Source organism: Mesotoga sp. H07pep.5.4, assembly GCF_003664935.1.
In the GTDB taxonomy this organism is placed as follows: Bacteria; Thermotogota; Thermotogae; order Petrotogales; family Kosmotogaceae; genus Mesotoga; species Mesotoga prima.
The window spans coordinates 235,652-257,288 of record NZ_JFHM01000031.1 but is presented as its reverse complement, the minus strand read 5'-3'; the positions used below and the strand labels follow the sequence as shown (position 1 = coordinate 257,288).

Below are 21,637 nucleotides of genomic sequence, written 5' to 3'. Positions count from 1 at the left end.
AGGTAGTCTGGAAGCAAGACGATTCTTTCATTGGAGAGCCATTTGGCCCAGGTTTCAATTCCTCATAGGTAGTCTGGAAGCTCGGACGATTCAAAAGCGACATACTCAACAATCCAAGTTTCAATTCCTCATAGGTAGTCTGGAAGCCCTCAAGTTCTTCTCTCTCGTCATCATCGATTACGTCAGTTTCAATTCCTCATAGGTAGTCTGGAAGCTTTATCGCATGCCATCGTTCCGGCCCTCCTCTTTCTCGTTTCAATTCCTCATAGGTAGTCTGGAAGCTTAACCGCCTTCGGGCGGTTTTTTCATGCTAGGAGGGTTTCAATTCCTCATAGGTAGTCTGGAAGCTTTCGCCCTTTGCGGCTATGTTTTTGAAAGCGGCAGTTGCAGTTTCAATTCCTCATAGGTAGTCTGGAAGCAAGACGATTACAGTGGAAGGCCGCAGAGAAAGGCAAGTTTCAATTCCTCATAGGTAGTCTGGAAGCGGACATGGAGATCGGCTGTCTCAATGGCAATCAAAGTTTCAATTCCTCATAGGTAGTCTGGAAGCTTCGGCTGCGCTGTACCAGGTGCGCCCACACAAGGGGCAGTTTCAATTCCTCATAGGTAGTCTGGAAGCTGAGACTCAGGGGAAAGAGTCCGTGGGCTCATCAGAGTTTCAATTCCTCATAGGTAGTCTGGAAGCCTGAGTGATCTCGCTTGCTTCTTCGACCCAGATATCCGGTTTCAATTCCTCATAGGTAGTCTGGAAGCTCGCAGGTCTCAAGACAGATACATTCCTGGATCAGCTGTTTCAATTCCTCATAGGTAGTCTGGAAGCCCAATTGCCAAGTTCCTTTCCAGTCTCCCATCCGGGTTTCAATTCCTCATAGGTAGTCTGGAAGCTGAACACGAATGGCCAGCGAATGAGAGTGGCTTGCGGGGTTTCAATTCCTCATAGGTAGTCTGGAAGCGGAATACTCGGGCTTTCTTAGGCCATGATTAGATGTCGGTTTCAATTCCTCATAGGTAGTCTGGAAGCGTACTCTAGCTCTTGCTGGGCAAAAAATCCAGCGCTTGTTTCAATTCCTCATAGGTAGTCTGGAAGCCGGGATACTTCTCCTGAAGCCTCAAGCTCCCAACCAGTTTCAATTCCTCATAGGTAGTCTGGAAGCCCATTACTATATAGATTATAAAGGATTTTCAGCATTTTGAGGCAATATGAGTTTTTGCCTGTTTTTCAAAGACTATTTTCTCATGAATTGCACACAAAACTGAAGAGCTGAATTGATATGCTTCTGTCGATCCCCAGGTGTTTTCAATTTATCAGGGGTCGACGGAGCTAAAGAATTCCGTCGTCAGCTACTTGTTTCTTATCTATTCCGAGTATTTCCATGGTTAAGTAATCTTCTGACCTGAGCTTGTAGATTCTTACAGAATCCTCTTCTTTGTTCATTATTTTTCCTAGGCGTTTCTTGAGTGTTTCGAGGCCTGCCTTTGTTAGCTCTCCCTCAAATACGGAATTCTGAACCCAGTCCAGATATTGTCTACAGATTTTTAGAGCTTTGTTCACTCTCTTTTCACCAATGTCATAGACGAGAAGAATGAACACACTTTATTCCTTCCAGGGAATGTATCCACGCTCGCCTGTTATCTGCTTTTCTATTTTGTAAAGCTCCAAGCGAATCAGATACCGATACGATACACTTCTTTTCAGTCCCGGATGTTTTATCGTTGTTTTCAGTTTCTCATCGTATGCTCTCACAAAGATCTCTTTTCCTGAGTCGTTCATGTATATCCCTTCCAGATGTTTCGCGAAATGTTTCGCCTGGATCTGTTTCTTGTTTATCATGGCGAATATCAGGCGATCTACAAGGATAGGTTTGAACACCTCGGCGACATCTAGATTCAGAGAAAAGCTTCGAAAATTGGTTGTGTGAAGGTATCCGATTCTCGGATCGAGGTGAGTACGATAAATCTCTCCCAGAACGGTAGTGTAGAGCATTGTGTTCCCGAAGCTTATAAGAGCATTCAGTCTGTTCAAGGGAGGTTGTCTGGTTCTTGAAACGAACTCAAAGCTTGAGTCATCTATTATGGTATCGAAACATTTGTAATAAAGATCTCTGAAGTTTCCCTCTATTGCCATTGCCTCATCTATGGTCCCAGTGTCTTCAAGGCGTTCCTTCAGTGCGTTTAAACCTTCTATTTCTCTTTCGAGATCCTTTCCGCGTCTGTTGTAGTATGACAATACACTCAGCATGTTTTGCATTGACCCTCTCACAAACCTCTTTGCAAGATCCGTACGTTTCTTTCCATCGTTGTAGAAATTGGCCTGCTGCAGTATAAGGAAGCCTGAATTCAAATGTTCTCTCGGGTAGTAGGTTCCTGAATAGTAGTCATAGCGATTGAAAAAATGAAGAGGAATCTGCTTCTGAGTAAGAAATTCTAGAACTCTCTTGCTGAGATCAATTTCTCCAAAAGCACAGATGGAATCAGTCTGCTCGACGGGAAGATGAACCTTCTTTCCGTCCTCCTTTTCAAAGACCAGGGTATTGTTCATTCTCAAAAGCTTCCCAGAAGTGAAAAGATATAACATCCGTTTCATGTCATCACACCCAACAATAAGTGTAGTAAGCGCAGTTCTTACATTTGTTCTGTGCCCTTTCAATCTCTGGAATCGGGCCTTCAACGAGTTTCTGTATTTCTTCGCATAATTTCTTTATTCTTTCTTCTTCTTCTTCAGTCAAAGTAATTGTTATTTTCTTCTTCTCTTTCGGCACCAGCAGCTGTCCCTCGGCCTGAACTCCCATTTCCTTTAGCCTCAGAAGATAGAAGAGCAGCTGATCTCTCGCCCCTTCAAGTGAATACTTGGACTTCTTTATCTCGCTGACGATAGTTTTTCCCTTTTTCTCTTCGACCATGTCGAGTTTTATGTTGTCTATAGAGACATCTTTTTCTCCCCTATTCTCATAGGATGCTTCGTGAATAAGTCGGCCAAGAGACATTGAAGTATTGTCCTGTTCGGGAATGATTCGATGGGCCATTAACCAAGCTTCACGTCTGCAATTTGTGTATGAAAGCACTAGGCTTCCATTTATATCGATCATAGAAATAGACTCTCCTCATCTGATTTCAAACCAGTTTTTGTGTCATAGTAATACTCAAGCTCGTCGGAGGATACATAGCAAAAACCGTGCTGAATGTCTGGTAGAGTGTATTTCTTGGCGCCTGGATATAAGAATAGTCTAACGTTGACCACATACGGAGCTAGATTTCTAACAGCCTGTTTCCTTTTGGCAATATATTCAAATTTTGCCTCTATTGGTGGTTTTGTGCTGAGGACTTCGCAGTAATTCTCCCAGAAGCGCTTCGCCTCATCGTCGATTTCGAGAAAAACTGGAAAGCTGACGGCACCTTTTAGCTGCTCAATAAGGCTAAACTCAGCTATTCGTTCAAAGTCAAGTTTAACGAGTGCCTCCAGGAGCTCTAAGGATTCATTTTCAAGACCTTTGTTCATTAATCTGGAAAAGTATTGGTCTCCCAGCTCATATAAGGCTGGTTCACTAATAGAACCCTTCAGACTACTGAGTATTTCTCTGGTTGTCCATATTATGGTATCGTTATAGATCCAGGAGAAAGGCCTTCCGGAATCCTCCTTCAAGAGGTCAACAACTGTCATTTCACCGCGATTGCCTTCACATGACCTATTTACCCGTCCTGCAACTTGAAGAACGGAGTCAAGAGGGCCCAAATCTCTTATACAGTAGTCAAAACTAATATCTACTCCCGCTTCGATCAACTGAGTAGTCAAGAGAACTTGAAAGCCTTTCTTCTTCTTTATGTTTTTGATGATTTCCCGTCTAACTGCGGGCGGAAGACTCGACGAAAGGCAGTGAAGATTCTCATCGGTGAAACTCCCTGAATCTTGCAGGTGTTCGAATAGCTCTTTGCAACAGTTTATTGTGTTCAATACGATCATCAATGACTTATCTTCTTCCATTGCAGTATTTACTGATTCTTCAAGAAGCCCGTACTTGAATTCCTCTATGCCCATTTTTCCCAAGTATCTTACATCATACCTGTCAAGGTTGTACTCCCCTTTTATCAGGGGAAAAGATGAAACAAAGAACGGCTGTGGAATCGTCGCGCTGGAGAAGATTATCTTTGTTCCTCCCCATTTAGAAAGGTGTTCAAGAACCTCGCTTATTACCTTCCAGTACTTTGGAGGGATCGCCTGAACTTCGTCCAAGATGATTACCGACCCTGGTAGCCTGAAGAAGCGCGTGTTTCTTCTGTCAGTAAGAATGGAGTGGAAAAGACTGACAAAAGTCGTTATAACAATTTCACTGTCCCATGAATTAAGGAGAATATCAGCGAGATAAGCATCATAGTTCTCATTTTCGTCACCATCTTTCCTCTTTATGTACGAGAGTTCTGTTAGATGGTGTTGCTGAATAAGAATGTCCGACGTTACCTTGATTTTTGAGGTCTCAAGGACGTCTCGAATTGTTGCAAAAGTTTGGTCAATAATACTCAAAAAAGGCAAACAGTAGACAATACGGGGAAGATAATTCTGTTCTTCGGCGATAATTTCTCTCTTTTTGGAAGCGAGTGAAAGTGTGGCGAGCGTCTTGCCGATTCCCGTTCTTCCCTTCATCGACCCGACAGTGAAATCAAGATTAGAGATAGCCTCTCTATAGAAGTTATTCCTTAACAAATTCATGTCTGTCTTTGGTTCATCAAATCCTGCCGTGGTTCTGAAGATGTCCACAATGTCTGGTGAAAAAGTTTGCCTTTCAGATTTGTAATCGCCTCTGAATGCTGCATCTACTCTATCGGCCCAGGTCAGTAGAGAAAAAAGATATTGGAACAATACGTAATATTTAATCCCAGATTCTTCACGGTGTTTCCTATAGTTTCTCTCCCATGATAGTATTCTGGGAATTAAAGAAGGCAGATCTAGATCCACAGTTTCATCCAACAAATCTTCCATCCAAGAAAGGTAATTCTCATCGAGTTTGCGCACAATCTTTTCTAAGAATTTCTGGTTTTCGTCAAAGGAATCGAGGATTAGTTTTGGATCTCTTGCCGAACCATGATGGTATTTGATTACGGCCATTGCTATTAAGATAGCCGCGCCGGACTTATCCGGGATCTTGCCGTCAAGATAATGTCCCACAGATAGTGATCCCACTGCTGCGTGTTGGGACAACTCACTGTCGACTCTCGCTCCGGAGAGATGACTCTGAAAGTATTCGCTTGCTTTCCCTAGATCATGGAAGATAGCGATTCCCTTGACAAGCACACTAAGCTCGGACTGGCTAATACCAAAGAGATTTTCACAGTCAATGAACTTGCCAATATTTTCTATTTCCTCTGTCATTAATGACCAGACACCAACTGTGTGCTTTTCCAGGAGCCTGTCTGGATGAGATCTTACGTGGCTCACCAGAGCATCACTACCTCGTCTCCCGCGTCTGTAGGAATCTTAGCTAGCAGAGAATCGGGGTCAACGGACTGCAGCTTCAATGAACTTCCTTCTGCTTCATATGCTACTTCGACATATCTAGTAACGTGCCGCTGACTGTTCATTGAAGCAGCGTGAGTCTCCGTGAATATTTTCTGCCCGCTGGAGAATGAGAGACTAGTTTTTTTCAGCATCTCAATTGCGGTCCAGATTTCATCAGCCGTTTCGACAATCAGAGCTTCATATGTCTTCACATACTTCACCTTGGCCACAAATTCGCTTATTCCAAGATATGGGGTGTAGTAGCATTCGGAATTGATTACCATTCCTTCAAGCTTTTCAAATAGCTCGCTGTCAGCTGTAACAAACAGCCGATAAACGGGATTTCTAACCATTTCAACCGGCACTTGAATATGCAGCACGTTTTTCGTTGTTACATCGGCCTTGGTATACGAGTAGTTCATATTGAAGCGAGTCTTTTCTATCTTGTTCATTAACCGAATGCCAACTTTTGTGTTTGCTTTCTCCAGTATTGCGACATGCTCGCTACGACCAAAGCCACCACTTTCTATACCAACTATGGCACCTATTATGCCTAGAGCCGCTGTTCTGGGAGGAATCGCGTAAGTCAAGGAGGATGTAGTCGAGTATGGCTGCCGAAAATGAGCGTAGTCGCTTGAAATATCAAAAGCGAGGACCTTCATAGGACCTCACCTCACTCTGGTAACCGTTTCATTTTTCCTTCGAGCAAAGTATCTAGATCGAAGAGGGTGCCGTTTTCCACAATGTTAAGTCTAGGGTCGATTCTGTACCTGATTTCTTGTATTTTATTCTTGTATTGAGTGAGCAACTTCTTGAGATCTGATATCTCTAATCTGAAATCAGATATGCCTCTAATCTTCTCTTCCATCATGTTTGACTGGAGCTTAATCCCTTTGTCAAGCTCTCCAATATGAAAGTTCGCTTCTTCGAGATATACAACGTCTATGAGTAACCGAGGTAGTTGTTCCATCTTGGAACGAGTTATAAGATCTTTGGTACCATCCCAAATGGCATTGAGCATCTTTGAAAGGTCTTCATCACTCATGAGAGTGTGTTTTGCTGTGTTCTGATTGACTACCCCATAAAACGCAATGCAAGAATAGTTCAATGTCCACTCTTCTCTGAAGCTTCTTTGCTCCTTTCCTTCTTGCGAAACAAATGCTGCTGTACCCTGTGTGAAAACTGGATCCACAACGTGCAATGATCTCCCGAAACGGAACTGGACAGGTCCTGTGATTGACATATTCAAACCTGTCAGAGGTACTGTTCCACCAAAAAGCCTCAAGTCTATACACTTCTCCAACAGAAGCTTAGATGCCCCTTCACGCTTGTGCAATTTTAGTGCTTCCTCCACTGCCTTTTTGTTGTAAGTTTCATCTGTGAGGTCAGTTATCAAGAGAGATGCTCTCTTTTCCGAAGTTATAGGATCTCCAGACACGAAGAGTTCTTCACCCATTTCGGCAAGGTGATCTCTGATTGTTCTCTTCAGACGGACATCTGATACTATATTTACTCCCGTTGCAACATCCATTCTTGGCTTGTTGCTATCCATTGGGTCTCCATTAGGATTCCCGTCTTTTACATCATAGATGAATACAATTTCATGGCGATTCTTAATTGACATGCTCAATACCTCCTTAGTATCTATTGTTCAGCTTCTTGAACAATTTCTGCCTCGAATGGATCGCTTTCTCTTCTAAAAACTCCGGTTGCCAGTTCTCCGGCCAGGAAGGCGTAATTCAAGTCTTCGATTGAAGCTTTCCATTCATAGCCACTCGGAATCAAATACTTGTCAGCTATTTGTAATAGATTCATGATGGGTCCGCGCACTCTCACAGGGTCCATTTCCTTTGAGTATTGTGTTGTCTTCCACTTCAGATCTTTAAAATGATTCATGAAGTCCAGCGGTCTCATGTTATAGGCCTTCAATCTTAGATCGACGGTACTTGCTATATTCTTCTCCCTTTGGAACCTGGAAATCCTCGAGTGAACCTGACCAACAATGAAAAGAAATTTCTCCTCGTCAGTCCTGAAAAACGCCGGATATTTGTTGAAGAATTCCTCGATTCTGTCCTCTCTGTCTTTTCCCATCAAAGGGACACCTCCTTCCGCATTTTTCTGAAGCCTGTCTATGAAAAAGGCAACAGTAATCAACTGTTTTGCCCTTGTGGCATATGGTTCACCTCTAAGCTTCCTAGATCCTATGAACTCAAGTGTTCCTCTTTTCAAGGGGGTCAGAGAAACCGGTTGATCTTTGAATAACGCTTCGATGTAATCGAAGAAAGTCCTAAGTCGGTTGTCTTTGAAAACGTCGTACATCGAACCGAAGAGAACAGAGGGAAGATACTCCTCATTACCGAATACCGTTCTGAGTTCTTCTTCGATGTCAGAAATCTTTTGAGACATATTGCGCAAGCGGCTTGGAGGAACGTCTAAGACGCTAAGGTTGATCTTCATTTCCTGATTGTTCACTGTGTAGAAGATGAAGTTTAGGCTTGAATAAAGCCCTTCAGAAATTTCATAGAGCATGTGTGTTTCGAAACCCTTGAAGCGATTTGCTTTGTGAACTGTGTCTTTTAGGTTAGAGATTCTCTTTATGTCTCTTATTTGATCAACCGCTCCTTCAATTAGCGCGCTTTCCGAAGAGTGAAATCTTGGAATGATATACACTCTTGAAGCGTAGAAGTTCATTGAAAGCTCTTCATCCAACACTTTCTTTCCGAGAGCGATTTTTGAGAAACAGTCTTGACAGAGAGGCATGTTCACGTAGTAGTTCTTGTCATTCATCTCATGAGCAAAGCCTGGCTTGTCAAAAGAGGAGAATTTGAAAATATCACTCGCCTTCATTCCAATAGGCTTCTCTTCTTGGCAAACAAAGCAAGTTCCAAAGGTATTACTTGCCGCACTTACAACGTTTCTCAGGAAGATTTGTCTGAATTCATCTAAGTCTCCGGGGTATAGTTCCCTGTCCCCTTGCTTGATTACTACTGTATAGAAACGGCCTTCTTTCTTCGGTAGATTTTCTGCCATCTCATCTAGAGTTGCAGAGATGATCTCTTCTGACTCTACAAGAGCGGCTGCGACTTTTTCTGCAAAGGGAGTTTTGTTTTGCGTACCGAAATTGATGAATTTCTCAATAATGGCTTTTGATCCCTTGCCAGCATCTCTAAGAGTAAGAGACATCGGAACTTTAATGTTCCCTTTCTTCTCCCGGAAGAGGTAGTTGCGGCGAGTCTTCTCCCTTTTGTCGCAACCAGAATATCGAATGGTCTCTCCGTTATTCTCTAGCACAATTGTTAGTTCATGAATATATGTTTCCCCTATGTCTGTTGTGTACATCTGTGTTTCATCCTTACCCCTCGAGACAATTCTTCCAATTTCATAGGTTGATTTCAGCACTGTTTCACCTCCTTTCGCTGATTTCTATCATTCCAAATCCCTGTGCGTTCTTTGAACCTAGTCCCCAGGAGTAGGCTATCGATATAAGCTCCGGATCTGCGTTAAGCTCAAAGCGGAAGTCCCAGGCGATTTGAGTGAAATCCTTGTACTTGACAATTCGTTGAACTGGTCTTGAGGCAAGTTTGAAGGAGAAGGATTCTCTTGCTCTGACGGAATTACCCAATGCACTTGCCTTTCTGTTGAGGTTTTCCTGAATCTGAATTGTGAAATCTTTCTCTGCCGGATTGTAGAAATAGGTTTTCTTTCTCCCGTCTGCTGTCATGAGAGTCGAATAGACAGTTATTGGTGATATTGTTTTGGCCGCTATGTATTTCGTTTCCGGAAGTGTTGGTTCTACTTCTATCGATCTAAGATCAAGGGTTGCACCGAGAAGTTTAATCCCTCCGTTCTTCATAAGACCGTTTGCAAAGGCTTGGACATAGTCTTCTAGTGGCGATGAGAAATGCAAGCAAATCGGAGAAGTTAGCGAGATTGAGCCTTCATTAATGCTTTGTTTGTGACCAAAGAGTCGAGAGAAAGTGAATGGTCTTAGGGTTCTTTTATTCACGGTTAGGCCAAAGTCGTGGCTTTCCGGGATTACGTCTGAGAGTATCTTGTATATTGCCGACTGAAGTGGGTGTGAGTAGCTAATTGGAAGAGAGATAGGTTTTTCGCTTTTAAGTGAGACTTTTATTCTCAAAGTGAAACCTCCATAAAGCAGCCTCTTATATTGGTTTTTTGAATAAGTGACATGAATTCACTTGGGCAGTCTAGAAAAACGAAGCCCGGGGTTTCAAATGCTGCGAGCAATCGCAAAACCATCACCTCAATTCATTTTGCATATGCAATATTTATTTATTATTGTTCGGACGATGAGAATGTAATGCATTGCTTTGGCTACTCGTAATCTCGGTTCGTAAAAGGCTTTAATGAGGATTAATCTGTGTACATTATATCTCTTGTAACATAAAAATCAAAATCTAAGAATTTATCGAATTTTGTTCTGAAAGTCCAGCGGCATCTTTGGTTCAAGAGAAACGAGAGCTTCCAAAACCCAAGTGCTTCTTCAGTCAGAATGCAATAATTGAAATCATACTGCCACACTAAATATAGAAAGAGATCCTTCCCTGTAATAAGTGGCTGAAGTATCACCAATTCGAAGAGTGATAGGTTCTAGTCCAAGCACTAGTGTAGACAACACTAATAAGAGAAAGAAGTTAGTTCTTCTCATTTCGATCCTCCTTCTCTCGTTCCAAGCATCCCCCAAAAAACAATCGAATCCAAACAAAATTATAAAGGAGTTTACATTCAAAACAAAATTAAGCGCTTTCGATTGTTTAAAAAAGACCCGGCTCTGAAGCCGGGCCAAAAAAGAAGGTGAGATACACTGGGTTTGTTTTCGAGTCGCCTAGAAACATTGTGTTTCTCAGTCGCTATCTGTAAATTGCTATCATTTCACCAGCACCTTCATCGCTGTCTTCCAAAGTCCTTTGTTCAGGAACATGACGACGAGGTCTATCAGGACATCCAGAATGAAGTCGAAGAACTCGGGATCGATCTTCCATTGTTCATCTGGAAGCGCGTCCTTTATCATCTGCTTCACTTTCTCTTTCTTCTCCGGTCCGTTGCCGGGAGATTCTACGTAGCTTGCGAAGACTGTGATTAGAGATAGTAACTCTTTTATCCAGTTCAAATGGATTACCTCCTTGTACATTATTGGTTCCGGCGCTTCGCGCCCAAGTTCTTCGTTCCGACACTTCGTGTCCACGTTCTTGGTTTGAGCATAGATCATACTCTGAGCTTCGCTTACGTTCTTCGTTCCGACACTTCGTGTCCACGTTCTTGGTTAAGAGCATAATCATACTCGGTGCTTGCGCCTAAGTTCCTCGTTCCGACGCTGCGCGTCCATGTTCTTGGTTAGAGCGGAGTTGATCAGAAACGCCGACCATTTTAGAATTCTCTCGGAGGTGAATGATGTGTCTACAAGTTACAAAGATTTGCATGTATGGCAGCTCAGTATGGATTACGTGACGGAGATCTACAAATTAACCAGAGACTTTCCTGACTATGAGAAATACGGACTCGGTTCTCAGCTCCAGAGATCTGCTGTATCCATTCCTTCCAATATTGCCGAAGGTTCTGGAAGGCAGCATAGAAAGGAATTCATTCAATTTCTCTACCTCGCGAGAGGTTCTCTTCTTGAATCGCTTACTCAACTCGCCATAGCAAATAGGCTAGGCTACATTAACGACTGCTCCCTTGAATCAACTGAAAACGTCGGAACAAAGATTAACATGATGATCAACAAACTGATTAGTTCTCTAAAGAAACCCGGGCTGTAAGCCCGGGCATCCAGGAACGAAGAACAGATCCTCGCTCTGGAACGAACAACTAATGTGGTCAGATGAGGTTAAACAACTCGTTCTTCTGAGTGTCGATTACCGCTGCGTAGTCTACCGCATAGCTTGAAGGGATCACCTTCAGAGTTACGAGGTTTCCCATGACAGTCTCGACCTCAGCCTGAGTCAGAGTCTCCTTAGGCTCCTTTATGTAGAAGCCTTTCGACTTCTTCGCGGTTGAATCGTACCATCTAACGCTCAGGTTTCTCATTTGAGTTCCTCCTTTCATTGTTTAGAGGTCAGTTTTTTGAGGCCAGAGGTAGGAAGATCTTTAACTTCAAACCTCTATCCTCTACCCTCTCACATCCATCTTTTAATCAATCGGTCCGAGGGTCTGGGTTTCGATCAGTCTAATGTCGGCGATGATGTAATTGGTGAGGCTCGCGATGTTATAGGCTGCATCGTATGCCTCCTGTGCAGTCATTGCCGAATCGACGCTGAGAGTCTGTCTAGAGAGGACCGGTTTGTCGTCCTCAATGACGCCGGTATCCCAGGTGATCGAAAGTGACTTCTCGGTACCAACTACCATCACAGTTGCTCCTAATCCCATTAAAATTCCTCCTTTTCCTGGAGGCCGGGGTCAGAGGTAGGGGGTTTGAGGTATGAAAGATCTTACCCACCCGCTACCACGTACCCGCAACCTCTGTTTTTCTTCGTGGCCACGTGAGATGAATATATACCACAGGGTCAAAAAACACCAAGCTCAGGTGAAAAACACCTGAGTTTGGCTCTGGAATACCGGCTATGTATAATCGAAATAGAGAAGCAAAGGCTCTCTTATCCGGGTTGAAATCTGTCGCATTGATGTGTGAGCATTATGAAAAAGCAAAAGAAAAAGACGATTTGAAAAGAAAGAGAACCGGATAAAAAGAATTATTTGAATAATCAAATCTATTTGCCGATAGTTGCAGATAATGAAAAATAGTCGCTCCCGGTTTCTCAAAACTGAAAAGCTCATGAACAGTTCTTGACAGCGTTTATGAGGGTGATATAGAATATATACAGCCAGTTTTGATTGACTTGCGGAGCCGATGGAGGTTTTTCAAAATATGGATGGTTTCAGAAAGACTGCTTTTCGCTTTTGTTCTATCTGTTTAAGGGTCTATTTCTTCAAGAACTCATCTTCAGGTCTATCGCCATAATAATGGCATCATAATTTCCGGTTGAACGGAAAACATCCCGCGCAAGTTTAGTTAAGGCTTCAGGTCAAATTGCTTGTTCAGCCCAATTTTGTTCACAAGAATATGAAAGTTAATCTAGAGTATATCCAGGGCTTCATAGCCGTCCCATTCAGACAATTCAGTTCTGAATAAACTAAATCCATGGAGAGAGGAGGTGATTTATGGGCAACCTGCGCGATGAGAGAATCATGAGAGAGCTCAGCCAGAGGGAGCTCGGGGAGGTGATAGGCAAGGACCAGAAGTACATCTCCGAGGTCGAGCTGGGAAGGATAATTCCCGGTTTCAGGAACGCGGATACTCTGGCCCGTTTTCTGGGCGTTCCGGTGGAGAGGATCTTTCCCTGCTTCACAAGGACTTCGAGATTTCCCGGCTACAAGGATCTCATGTATCTCTACAGTCTCGGATATGACATAGGCGTATATGAAGGCGCTATAAGAGAACTTACAACAAAGGAGGCGCAAAATGACGGATGAAGCAGGTCAACCGTCAACGGTCCACCGTCCAGAAGATCAACGCTGTTCGCTTGCCAGGAGACGCTGATCGCTTGGAAGAGTAAGGCAACAGGAAGAAAGGTCATCGGTCAACGGTCCACCGTCCTCGGAGTAAAACAGGTGTCAGAGATACTTAGATTCATGGAGGTTTGCAAATGTCATTTGGTTTCAAGAATCTGGAAGTATGGAAAGTAAGCAAGTCCTTCGCAAAGGATGTGTATGAATTGACTTCATCCTTCACTTCAGATGAGAAGTTTGGTCTTGTCGCTCAGTTAAGAAGGGCAGCGATTTCAGTTATGTCGAATATAGCCGAAGGAGCTGGGAGGAAACACAAGAAAGAGTTTGACCATTTTCTCTATCTTGCCCGCGGTTCGTTGAATGAGGCACTCGCTCAGTTGGAGATTTCGCTTTGAGTTTGGCTATCTGAATCGAGATCAGCTTGAACTAATCGAGAAGAAGGCTGAAAGCATTAATAGAATGCTCTGGAAACTCTCCAAATCTCTTGAAAAATCGGAGGACCGATGACGGCTGACTGAGGACCGCTATTCCAGCGATCAGCGCACAGCGGCTCTTTTGCTTGCAACTAACAACTTGGAACTTGGAACTGAATTCAAGAAAGGAAGGTGATTCGCCATGAATCCGGCAGTAAAAAACGAGAACGGATCTCCTGCCAGAGATCCGCTCTCAAGAAACAAATTTAACACCCAACTAAATACTACCACTTTCAGGCGGGAATGGTCTAAATCTGTTTACCCTTTTTGCAACAGTGATATTACTTCGTCAATTCCCGCAGAAGAAATGTCAGGAATAGGACAGAATTTCTCTTGCCCATACATATCCAAGCGATCAGGTCCTGAGAAATCGGGGAACGGAGATCGGCTGACGGAGAACCGCCAGCCGTTCCCACTATCCTACTCACGAATCAAATCCTTCGTAGAATGTCCTCACAGGTTCTATCTGCGATATTTCGAGGGACTTCCAGAAGCGCAGGGAGAGGGAAGAAAACACAACGGCCTCATCCTGAGAGCCTTGTTCAATTCCTATCTCGGTAATTCTCCTACTCCTCTCCTCTTTGGAGAGAACCTTAAGAGGGATCTAAACCAGATAGAGTTCGGAGTTCAATTCCTCAAGAGCAAAGATGTTGTAGCTATCAATATTCCTTTCGCACTGGATAGATTCTCGAACCCAATTCCCTTCGACGAACCCGAAGTGGTGTTTAGGGGCGTAGCGCAGGCGCTCTATGAAGATGAGCGGAAAAACGTCCCTCGTCCTTCGTCCCAGAGCATGTACCCGTCCTTCGAGAAGAACTGTGAAGCAGAATTCTTTGTCTCCAATCCCGGGGAAGAAGCTAACAAGAGCCTTGAATCTGCCTTTCTCCGTCTTTCGGAGGACGGAGGACCGGTGACGGTCAACCCGGCTCTTGTTCTCTGCCACTTCAAGGCAGGATTCGGTGATCCCGACTGGGAGAGGCTGTTTATTTACGCATGGGCTCTCTCGAGACAGGGTTATGAGATAGGAAGGATAGAATGGGTATCTCTTTCTGCGGGAGCCTCGATTTCTAAAGAGGTGACAAAGGAAAACCTCGAAGAGGCAGGGATCAATCTCTACGCCTGGATAAGCCAGATCCTTCAGAGCGACTTCAAACCGGAAGCGGGAGATCACTGCTCTTACTGTCTTTATCATTCCTTCTGTCCCTTAATGGAGAAGCTCGGAGAGGATCTCATGATTACCGACAGTAATTCTCTAAAGAACACCCTTCAGAAGACGGTCGCCTTTCAGGAAGGGGCTAAGAAGATGAAGAAGCTTGCGGATGAATTCATAGACAGGGAAGGGATAGGAAAGGTAGAGCTTCAGGGCTACGAATATGCCAGCGATGAAGCCCCGACTCAGATAAGGCTTCTGGATAGAGAGGCGGCGCTGGATACCGTCGTAGGGCTCCCCGACCCATTCAGATTCATCACATTCAGGAACCTCTCCGAGCTGGTGGACTATCTTCCCGAAGAAGCCTACGAGAAGAAAGAGAAGCTCAAACCGGTGAGGAGATTCAAAAGAGCCGCTGATCGCTGAACGCTGGGTAGTTCAAGGATCCGCTGGGAAGATCCGCTTATCGCTGGAAGTTGGGGGTACGGGGGTAGCAGGTTCGTAAGATCTTTTCCTACCTTTTGATTCAGCAGCTGGCAACGAAGCTTCTTGCCTGGTAGCGGGTTCGTAAGATCTTGTCCTACCCCGACCCAAGAAAAGGCAAGCGGTTCACCGTTGACCGTTCTCCGAGGTGGAAGGAGCAAGTGATTTTGAGAGTTTCCATAGCATGCGGTTAATCCGTTCGGCACTCTCTTCGATGGTTTCAAGAGTCTCTTTGTCAATATAGCCGAATTCAGACGAAAGTTCCAGCTGGGAAACTGTTTCATTGAGAGAGCCACAGGCCATGTAGAGGAAATGAATGAATTCCTTCCTGTACTGGCGACCAGCTCCCTCGGCAATGTTAGACATTACGGAAACCGCTGCCCTGCGAAGCTGAGAAACCAATGTGTATTTCTCTTCCTCAGGAAAAGTTGAGGTAACAGAGTAGATATCCTTTGCGAAATCCTTGCTCAGCTTCCAAACCTCGAGGTCTTTGAACCTAAAAGCCATCATCACACCTCCCGATGATGATGATAGCAAAAAGAAGGTTCACCGGCAAAACTTGGCCATTTGCTCAGAAGACGTGAAAGCATCCGCTATAAATGGATCTAGTTCTTTCGGAGATCGGTGAACGCTCAACGGACAACTATTTCAATGGAGGTTTTGTATGAATTACATAGAACTGATCAACAACTTCTGGATACAGCACAGGCGGTTTCATTTCAATGAAAAGGAGATTTCCATGTTCTTCTTCCTTCTCGACAGGGCGAATGAGTTATTCTGGCCCGAAAGCTTTTCCCTGCCTGCCAGTGTTTTCAGAAAAGAATTCGGCTGGACGAGAAATCAGGTGAGATGGGCGAGAAGCAAACTGATTGAAACCGGCATTATAAGCTATTATTTAGGCGATACAGGCAGGAGCGGAGAGTACTCTTTCTCGGGAACATTTCTACGCGCATCTTCAACGCAATGTGTGAGCAATCCATGCGCACTTCCCGCGCACGGTGATGAGTCGTTAGAATCCTCTTCAGAACTGGAAGAGCGGTCATCGGAAATGTGTAATGGCGAAGATTCTACGCGCAACTCATGCGCAGACCATGCGCAACTTTCGCGCGAATCACGCACACGCACATTATATATAAACAAAACAAAACAAGACAAAACAAAACTTAAAAACATTCTTTCTCCTTACGGAGAAACGAAAGTTTCACTTTCGCAATCGACAGGAGAAGGGGTGAAGAATGAAGAGAATTATGACCCTCCGCCAAACTCTGAAGCAACAAGCAACTCATCGACGAAACAGCCTGCCGATTCTTCGGAGATTGTTACGGTCATAGGGCCATTATCCGGTGTTCCGGAAAAGGGAAAGACTGATCCAGGAGAGACTCCTCCCGGTGAAGTGACTGTTTCATCTTCCGAAATCAAATCGAATTCGAAAGATAAACCTCGTAAGGACAAAGCCGGGCCTCCGGAAGAAGTCCCTGCTGAAGGTTGTCTGATCGTTCCGCTGTTCGAGATGAACGATACCGGAGAAAAGCAGAGTGAGGAAGTTCAGGAAGACTTCTCATACCTAGAGTCCTGTTCGAGGTACGAGAGAGACGTAATGGAGACCTGGGAGGCGATAATAGGGCCCTTCGAGAGAGAATGGATTCCTCTGCTGAGAGAAGCCCTGAGGAAATGCTATCCCTCCCAGATAAAGAACGCGATCATAGCTATAGACAGATCGAAACACGAGGTACTAGAAGAGATAGGCTTCGAGTATCTAATGCAGCCCCTCCTCAGGGGAGCCTTCGGAAGGAGAGTGAAGAAAAATGGAAGAAAAGATTGGAACGATTCTGAACCGTTTAGAGATCCTATCGAAAAGTTCAAGAATCCGGCAAGAGAAAGACCCAAAACACTTGAAGAACTCCTCAAATACACGGTATAGCAAGGACGAGGCGATAGAAGAGTGCATGAGAAACTGTCCAGGCCCGGAGAAGTGCCCTTATGGGGGATACATAATCTACGCCAGCGAAGATCCTCAGTACAGCGATCTAATGTACGAGTGCTCGATATACAGAGAATTCAGAAGGGTGAGAGAAAACATGGAGAGGCTTATAAAAGTTCTTCCCAAGGGACTGTGGGAGAGGAGACTGGACAACTTCATACCCGAAGACGAAGTTACCGAAAGGGCGCTCGATCTCTCGAAGAAGTACGTGAGACACAGGGCGTGGAAGATAGGGTCAAACTTCGTACTTCTGGGAGGTTACGGAACCGGAAAGACTCACCTCGCCGCGGGAATAGCGATAGAGGCCGTCAATATGGGAGACACTGTCGCTTTCATAACTGCTCCGTCCCTTAAGATCGGAGACTTCAAGACGGTTTCCGATAAGGTTCAGGAGTGTTCTGGGGTAGACCTTCTCGTTATTGACGATCTCAGCAACGAGACGGAAAACAAGATGACCACAGACAAGATATTCGAACTGATTAACCACAGGTATGAACAGGGTGCCGGAACGATAATAACGTCCAACCTGAATTTGACCGATTTCGATGGAACTGTGGGGGCAAGGATCTTCAACAGACTAGGCGAGAGGACTGCGATCATGCGTCTGGAAGGAGTCAGCTCTTACCGGGAGAAGAAGAGGGAGAGATATGTGGCATGGACGAAAGAGCAGTTCCAAGATGCAAGTTCCAAGTTTCAGGAAGAGCGAAGGAAAGAGGAGTGATGCAATGGAAGACAGAATAACCAGGACTTTAGCTTTGCTTCTGGATGGAAGTTGGAAAGAAGCGTTTAAACTTTATCACGAGATAATAACAGATCTCGCAAAGAAGGAGAGTGTTCGAGAAGAAACTGAAAACGGAGAAGACAACCTATGTTCTTCTAAGGCTGAAAAGGGTGTATCTGTCGCGATGGAATTCGAGCGATGGGCGACACTGAACGATGAAGAGCTGTGGGATCTCGGCCATATTTCCTATCTCTTCGATTACACGGAGACGGCAGAATCTTTTATAGAGGAGTATTACTCAAGAAAGCCAAACGACATAGAGGGGATGATATTCCTCGGAAAGATCTACAAGAAGCGAAACAAGCCTTACAAATCCGAACAGATGTTCAGGGCCGCACTTTCGGAAGATAAAGACAACATGAAAGCTGTGGAAGAGCTTGTTTATCTTTACCTAGAAACCGACAGGCCTCTTGACGCCCTCGCATGGGTACAGAAGTTACTGAGGCTCGATCCCCGGACTCCGAAAAATTACTTTCTTGCAGGCAAGGCGCTTGAGAACCTGGATAAGGAAGAGCAAAGCAGAAGATACATTATCGCCGGTATGATCCTCGATCTATCCGGCTTGTCCGGGGGAAGTCTGCAGAGCTTCTACGAAGACAGACTCGGGGAATCGATCACTATTGCCGATCTCTTCGACGGAAAGGAGGTTATTGAGGAATGGGTGGGAAAAAACCGGCACGCGGTTGACCGTTCTCCGTTCTCCGAGTTCGAACACCAGGAGAGCTATTGATACCAAAACGAAAAGGTCCTTGATTGGCTCTTTGCTAGGTAATCTCGTATCTGACCATGATGCGAGACACGGGAGGGATCTTCCTCAGCGTGCAGCGAATAGCGGGTTCTCCAATCTTAAGCGTAAAGCCTTTCCGGAGGACGGTTAACCTGTGACGGGCAGCGATTTCTTCTGATTGCAACTTAGACAATGCCACTGCATATTCACATAGCTGAACCGAAGCCGGGCATCCGCCCGGCTACTTCAATTATCTTTCATTAGGACAAACGTCTTCAGTTCAAAACGATCTCTTCTTGTTAGAGAAATTCGACAACAGATTCTGAAATGTATATCTGACATGGTTGCCATTCGTTCTGCAAGTCGTTGGTTAGTTCTAGTTCTGCTTAAGAATTCACATATGAACTGAGGCGATTCCCAATTTGATTGTTCCCTTAAACTAAGTGAGATTCCCAAGGTTGAAGAGAGCCCACGTTCTCTTCTAGAAACGATCACTGTTGTATTATCAGTTTAACGGTTTGACAAGACTACCGATCTACCAATCACATCATATTAGTGTATTTTGTTCTGAATGTTAAGTGATGTAAAATAACAGACATTCCGTAATGCAATTCAGAAGGATAGCAGTGAGAAGCAGGGAGAAAGCTTACGAAATCCTTAGCATTAGGGCTTTTGGGAAACCCAGCGAAAAAATGTTAAGGTCCGGCTGTTTGACCATACGACATCTAGAGATCAACAGAAAAGGATTCCTGCAACCACATGGCAAGAAACGGCCAGGACGTGGAAGAATCCACTTCAGTGTTCTTTTTGCCAGGGATGGATCCGAGGTCAGTGGTGCAAGCGCTTGGGGGATGTATGAATGCTAAGGGTTGTTATTTGACTTCTCCGCTCTGAGGTTTGATAAGACATTGGCAGCAAAGGCGTAAACCACTGCTAGCCAATAGTGTAGTATATGCATTTTCTTGTCGCCTAGAAAACTGCATGCATGTGAAAGCGGAAGAATAATGAGCATAAACGTGCTTATTTTAACTTAATCGATCGTGATCGTAATTCTATCGAATTATTATTACATAAGTTATAGGTTATAAATGAGGTGTGCGATGAGAATCATAAGATCAGAAAGCTTCAATTCTGAATTTCTAGACTTTCTGGACAAGCATAATAATAGGGTAGCTCCTGTTATGGACAAGCTTGGTTTCTTCGAAGAGGTACTTGAAAGGGACGGGCCTATAGGAGTCAGAAAGTCCGGTCTACTGGAAAAGTTGCATGGTACGAGCATTAACAGCATTACGTTGATTAGAAAAGGATTGAATGTTCGTTGTTTGTGTTTTTTCCCCAGCGATGGGATTGAAGAGGTCTGTGTTTTGCTTATGGTGTTCATTGAGAAAAGCTCAGCAGATTATGATAAGGCAGTCAGGCAAGCTGAAATTCTGGCGGATAAATGGTTGAGCGATAATAAAGGATTCAAAGTTCGAAAGGGGTGAAACAATGGCCAATAAGAGGAGTTCATCTTTTGGTGAGTTTCTTGACCAGATTGCAAAGACCTACAATGTTGAAGATTCTCTCGCTATAGGTAGGATTAAGGGTCAAGTTGCCAGTCAGTTAATGAGCTACAGAAAAGAAAGAGGTCTTTCGCAGAAACAGTTGGGTGAGCTGTTAGGTTTTAAGCAGCCATACGTATCAAATATTGAACGTGGAGAAGAGAATCTTAGCTTAGAAACTCTTGTCAAGATCTCTGCCTGTCTTAAAGGAAGACTAAATGTAGATCTTGGAATAACTGACAGAAAAACTAAGATAACAAAAGAGGTAATAAAATACGTTCCAATATATATTCCCGTAATTTCGGTGCAGAATAATGAAAGCTCTTTTTGCTGGAAACCGAGTGAGGCGGCATGATAAATGAATAGAGTGGAACAAGCTATACTTCAGATGAAAAGATATCTGATAAAGGAGTTTTGCTTCTCCTACACTCCAGTGCAAAATGAGATCGTGATATCTATTGAACTCGGTAGAGAGACAAAAATCATCGAAGAAGACGGTAAGAAGAACTGTCTTCTTGAGCTCACTCTAACAGCATTTGGTAGAGCGGATGAGACAGATTATCTTACGATAAAGGCAAGCATGGAGGGTGTCTTCGAATGCCAAGAAACCCTCGAAGAAAAGGCATTAGAAAAAATAGTTGCTGAGAGCGGTACTTCAATACTTCTGCCAGTACTACGCGCAGCTATTCTATCATTTACAGGGCAGGCAGGCCTTACTCCTCCAATTGTTATTCCACTTATGAATCCACGTTTTTCTTCGGAAGCAGAAGAATAGTTAAGAGTCTATATACGCCTCCTCAGCTTTTAGTCGAACTTCTCATTTGATCTTATGATATAGCCAAGATGTTTTTGCATTGAAGAAAGAAGCTGCTTCTGCGAGGCTTCCCGGAGAAACAGCTCGAAACCAGCGTAGAAATCCTATGATAATTTGCCGTAATTGTGGGATTCGACTTCTTGAGACCGTCTTTCAACAGAACAAATGGACATTCAAAATCAAACCCCGGCGCCAGAGGCATCTCTGCGAAAGATTCTCTTTTCGGAGGAACTTCGTCTTCTAAAGAGAAATAATAAACAGGACACGCAAAAGTACACTCCAAGCCGAGTCTGGGGCCTTTGAGATACTCAACGAGTCAAGCGCGCGGTGATTTGAAAATAACGTCTTTCGTACAACTTCCTAGATCATGGACTCGTCCTTTGGAGAGTACTGCTAAAGAAGCAAACGCGGCCGTTTCACAGATCGAAACGTAGATCCTGTGCAGGTGCTCTCACAGGATGACAAAGTAAGGGATTAGCATGAGTTACTCGGGATGACGGCATAGGGTTAGTCGGAAAGCAGCTCATGTGGTCATTCTGACGAAGCTTCTGGTCAGAATCTAGATCCTCGGCACGGGCCGACGCTATAGATATGTTAAGTAGCGAATACACCGCAGCGAGAGAATACATTAAGCTTATTGTAGTTAATGCAACTTAATGAATGATCCGGATG

The 21,637-nt window shown here is 44.2% G+C and carries 22 protein-coding genes and 1 CRISPR repeat array; of the genes, 10 read left to right on the top strand and 12 right to left on the bottom strand.

Translation table 11 applies throughout. From position 1 onward, the window contains the following. Positions 1-51: 51 nt before the first annotated feature. A CRISPR array of direct repeats spans positions 52-1,154; the repeat unit is 30 nt; unit sequence GTTTCAATTCCTCATAGGTAGTCTGGAAGC. Positions 1,155-1,321: 167 nt separating this feature from the next. The 9 genes from cas2 to Y696_RS13710 all read right to left on the bottom strand — a co-directional run bounded on the left by cas2 (position 1,322) and on the right by Y696_RS13710 (position 10,619). Beyond that, on the bottom strand, positions 1,322-1,591 hold the full coding sequence (cas2, locus tag Y696_RS13750; protein WP_014731686.1) for a CRISPR-associated endonuclease Cas2: 270 nt from the start codon (positions 1,589-1,591) through the stop codon (positions 1,322-1,324). 3 nt (positions 1,592-1,594) lie between these two features. Next, entirely contained in the window at positions 1,595-2,584 is a 990-nt protein-coding gene (gene cas1b / locus Y696_RS13745) for a type I-B CRISPR-associated endonuclease Cas1b (RefSeq protein WP_121510793.1), read from the bottom strand. A gap of 4 nt (positions 2,585-2,588) precedes the next feature. Then, entirely contained in the window at positions 2,589-3,086 is a 498-nt protein-coding gene (gene cas4 / locus Y696_RS13740; protein WP_014731688.1) for a CRISPR-associated protein Cas4, read from the bottom strand. Then, a complete protein-coding gene (locus Y696_RS13735; protein WP_014731689.1) occupies positions 3,083-5,428 on the bottom strand; it encodes a CRISPR-associated helicase/endonuclease Cas3 in 2,346 nt (781 codons plus the stop codon). Before Y696_RS13735 ends, cas4 begins: the two co-directional genes overlap by 4 nt. Next, entirely contained in the window at positions 5,425-6,150 is a 726-nt protein-coding gene (gene cas5b / locus Y696_RS13730; protein WP_121510792.1) for a type I-B CRISPR-associated protein Cas5b, read from the bottom strand. The genes Y696_RS13735 and cas5b overlap by 4 nt, the downstream gene beginning before the upstream one ends. A gap of 11 nt (positions 6,151-6,161) precedes the next feature. After that, positions 6,162-7,112, bottom strand: a complete 951-nt coding sequence (gene cas7b / locus Y696_RS13725) for a type I-B CRISPR-associated protein Cas7/Csh2 (RefSeq protein ID WP_014731691.1) — start codon at positions 7,110-7,112, stop codon at positions 6,162-6,164. A 20-nt stretch (positions 7,113-7,132) separates the two neighbouring features. Next, complete coding sequence (locus Y696_RS13720) at positions 7,133-8,887, bottom strand: TIGR02556 family CRISPR-associated protein (RefSeq protein ID WP_121510791.1); 1,755 nt, start codon at positions 8,885-8,887, stop codon at positions 7,133-7,135. A gap of 4 nt (positions 8,888-8,891) precedes the next feature. Continuing rightward, positions 8,892-9,626: a CRISPR-associated endoribonuclease Cas6 gene (gene cas6 / locus Y696_RS13715; RefSeq protein ID WP_014731693.1), complete on the bottom strand. Its 735-nt coding sequence runs from the start codon at positions 9,624-9,626 to the stop codon at positions 8,892-8,894. Between the two features lie 750 nt (positions 9,627-10,376). Further along, positions 10,377-10,619, bottom strand: coding sequence for a hypothetical protein (locus Y696_RS13710; protein ID WP_121510790.1), 243 nt, complete (start codon positions 10,617-10,619; stop codon positions 10,377-10,379). 283 nt (positions 10,620-10,902) lie between these two features. On the opposite strand from Y696_RS13710, the gene Y696_RS13705 reads away from it, so the two are divergent. After that, positions 10,903-11,268, top strand: coding sequence for a four helix bundle protein (locus Y696_RS13705; protein WP_121510789.1), 366 nt, complete (start codon positions 10,903-10,905; stop codon positions 11,266-11,268). Positions 11,269-11,326: 58 nt separating this feature from the next. On the opposite strand, the gene Y696_RS13700 is transcribed toward Y696_RS13705, so the two are convergent. Beyond that, complete coding sequence (locus tag Y696_RS13700; protein ID WP_006487518.1) at positions 11,327-11,536, bottom strand: DUF2922 family protein; 210 nt, start codon at positions 11,534-11,536, stop codon at positions 11,327-11,329. Positions 11,537-11,638: 102 nt separating this feature from the next. Continuing rightward, on the bottom strand, positions 11,639-11,875 hold the full coding sequence (locus Y696_RS13695) for a DUF1659 domain-containing protein (RefSeq protein ID WP_099772674.1): 237 nt from the start codon (positions 11,873-11,875) through the stop codon (positions 11,639-11,641). A gap of 792 nt (positions 11,876-12,667) precedes the next feature. Between Y696_RS13695 and Y696_RS13690 the strand changes: the two genes are divergently transcribed. The 3 genes from Y696_RS13690 to Y696_RS13680 all read left to right on the top strand — a co-directional run bounded on the left by Y696_RS13690 (position 12,668) and on the right by Y696_RS13680 (position 15,064). Then, a complete protein-coding gene (locus Y696_RS13690) occupies positions 12,668-12,979 on the top strand; it encodes a helix-turn-helix transcriptional regulator (RefSeq protein ID WP_099771549.1) in 312 nt (103 codons plus the stop codon). A 173-nt stretch (positions 12,980-13,152) separates the two neighbouring features. Next, positions 13,153-13,410: a four helix bundle protein gene (locus Y696_RS13685; protein WP_006487508.1), complete on the top strand. Its 258-nt coding sequence runs from the start codon at positions 13,153-13,155 to the stop codon at positions 13,408-13,410. A gap of 220 nt (positions 13,411-13,630) precedes the next feature. Beyond that, entirely contained in the window at positions 13,631-15,064 is a 1,434-nt protein-coding gene (locus Y696_RS13680) for a PD-(D/E)XK nuclease family protein (RefSeq protein WP_121510788.1), read from the top strand. Positions 15,065-15,247: 183 nt separating this feature from the next. On the opposite strand, the gene Y696_RS13675 is transcribed toward Y696_RS13680, so the two are convergent. Further along, positions 15,248-15,628 (bottom strand): four helix bundle protein, encoded by a 381-nt coding sequence (locus Y696_RS13675; RefSeq protein WP_006487500.1) that lies wholly within the window; start codon positions 15,626-15,628, stop codon positions 15,248-15,250. A 157-nt stretch (positions 15,629-15,785) separates the two neighbouring features. Here Y696_RS13675 and Y696_RS13670 point away from each other — a divergent pair, with 157 nt between their 5' ends. The 6 genes from Y696_RS13670 to Y696_RS13640 all read left to right on the top strand — a co-directional run bounded on the left by Y696_RS13670 (position 15,786) and on the right by Y696_RS13640 (position 20,926). Further along, complete coding sequence (locus Y696_RS13670) at positions 15,786-17,042, top strand: hypothetical protein (protein ID WP_121510787.1); 1,257 nt, start codon at positions 15,786-15,788, stop codon at positions 17,040-17,042. A gap of 25 nt (positions 17,043-17,067) precedes the next feature. Further along, on the top strand, positions 17,068-17,823 hold the full coding sequence (locus Y696_RS13665) for an ATP-binding protein (RefSeq protein ID WP_121510786.1): 756 nt from the start codon (positions 17,068-17,070) through the stop codon (positions 17,821-17,823). Between the two features lie 4 nt (positions 17,824-17,827). After that, positions 17,828-18,613 (top strand): hypothetical protein, encoded by a 786-nt coding sequence (locus Y696_RS13660; RefSeq protein ID WP_121510785.1) that lies wholly within the window; start codon positions 17,828-17,830, stop codon positions 18,611-18,613. Between the two features lie 1,097 nt (positions 18,614-19,710). Next, a complete protein-coding gene (locus Y696_RS13650) occupies positions 19,711-20,094 on the top strand; it encodes a hypothetical protein (RefSeq protein WP_006487493.1) in 384 nt (127 codons plus the stop codon). Positions 20,095-20,098: 4 nt separating this feature from the next. Further along, positions 20,099-20,506, top strand: a complete 408-nt coding sequence (locus Y696_RS13645; RefSeq protein ID WP_006487492.1) for a helix-turn-helix domain-containing protein — start codon at positions 20,099-20,101, stop codon at positions 20,504-20,506. Between the two features lie 3 nt (positions 20,507-20,509). After that, on the top strand, positions 20,510-20,926 hold the full coding sequence (locus Y696_RS13640; RefSeq protein ID WP_121510783.1) for a protein-export chaperone SecB: 417 nt from the start codon (positions 20,510-20,512) through the stop codon (positions 20,924-20,926). The last annotated feature ends 711 nt before the right edge of the window (positions 20,927-21,637 follow it).

Coding starts and splice junctions, on each gene's coding strand:
- Y696_RS13650 (WP_006487493.1), top strand. CDS start 19,711: ATGAGAATCATAAGATCAGAAAGCTTCAATTCTGAATTTCTAGACTTT.
- Y696_RS13690 (WP_099771549.1), top strand. CDS start 12,668: ATGGGCAACCTGCGCGATGAGAGAATCATGAGAGAGCTCAGCCAGAGG.
- Y696_RS13645 (WP_006487492.1), top strand. CDS start 20,099: ATGGCCAATAAGAGGAGTTCATCTTTTGGTGAGTTTCTTGACCAGATT.
- Y696_RS13685 (WP_006487508.1), top strand. CDS start 13,153: ATGTCATTTGGTTTCAAGAATCTGGAAGTATGGAAAGTAAGCAAGTCC.
- Y696_RS13640 (WP_121510783.1), top strand. CDS start 20,510: ATGAATAGAGTGGAACAAGCTATACTTCAGATGAAAAGATATCTGATA.
- cas4 (WP_014731688.1), bottom strand. CDS start 3,086: ATGATCGATATAAATGGAAGCCTAGTGCTTTCATACACAAATTGCAGA.
- Y696_RS13675 (WP_006487500.1), bottom strand. CDS start 15,628: ATGGCTTTTAGGTTCAAAGACCTCGAGGTTTGGAAGCTGAGCAAGGAT.
- Y696_RS13670 (WP_121510787.1), top strand. CDS start 15,786: ATGAATTACATAGAACTGATCAACAACTTCTGGATACAGCACAGGCGG.
- cas7b (WP_014731691.1), bottom strand. CDS start 7,112: ATGTCAATTAAGAATCGCCATGAAATTGTATTCATCTATGATGTAAAA.
- cas5b (WP_121510792.1), bottom strand. CDS start 6,150: ATGAAGGTCCTCGCTTTTGATATTTCAAGCGACTACGCTCATTTTCGG.
- Y696_RS13700 (WP_006487518.1), bottom strand. CDS start 11,536: ATGAGAAACCTGAGCGTTAGATGGTACGATTCAACCGCGAAGAAGTCG.
- Y696_RS13660 (WP_121510785.1), top strand. CDS start 17,828: ATGGAAGACAGAATAACCAGGACTTTAGCTTTGCTTCTGGATGGAAGT.
- cas1b (WP_121510793.1), bottom strand. CDS start 2,584: ATGAAACGGATGTTATATCTTTTCACTTCTGGGAAGCTTTTGAGAATG.
- Y696_RS13665 (WP_121510786.1), top strand. CDS start 17,068: ATGAGAAACTGTCCAGGCCCGGAGAAGTGCCCTTATGGGGGATACATA.
- Y696_RS13680 (WP_121510788.1), top strand. CDS start 13,631: ATGAATCCGGCAGTAAAAAACGAGAACGGATCTCCTGCCAGAGATCCG.
- Y696_RS13695 (WP_099772674.1), bottom strand. CDS start 11,875: ATGGGATTAGGAGCAACTGTGATGGTAGTTGGTACCGAGAAGTCACTT.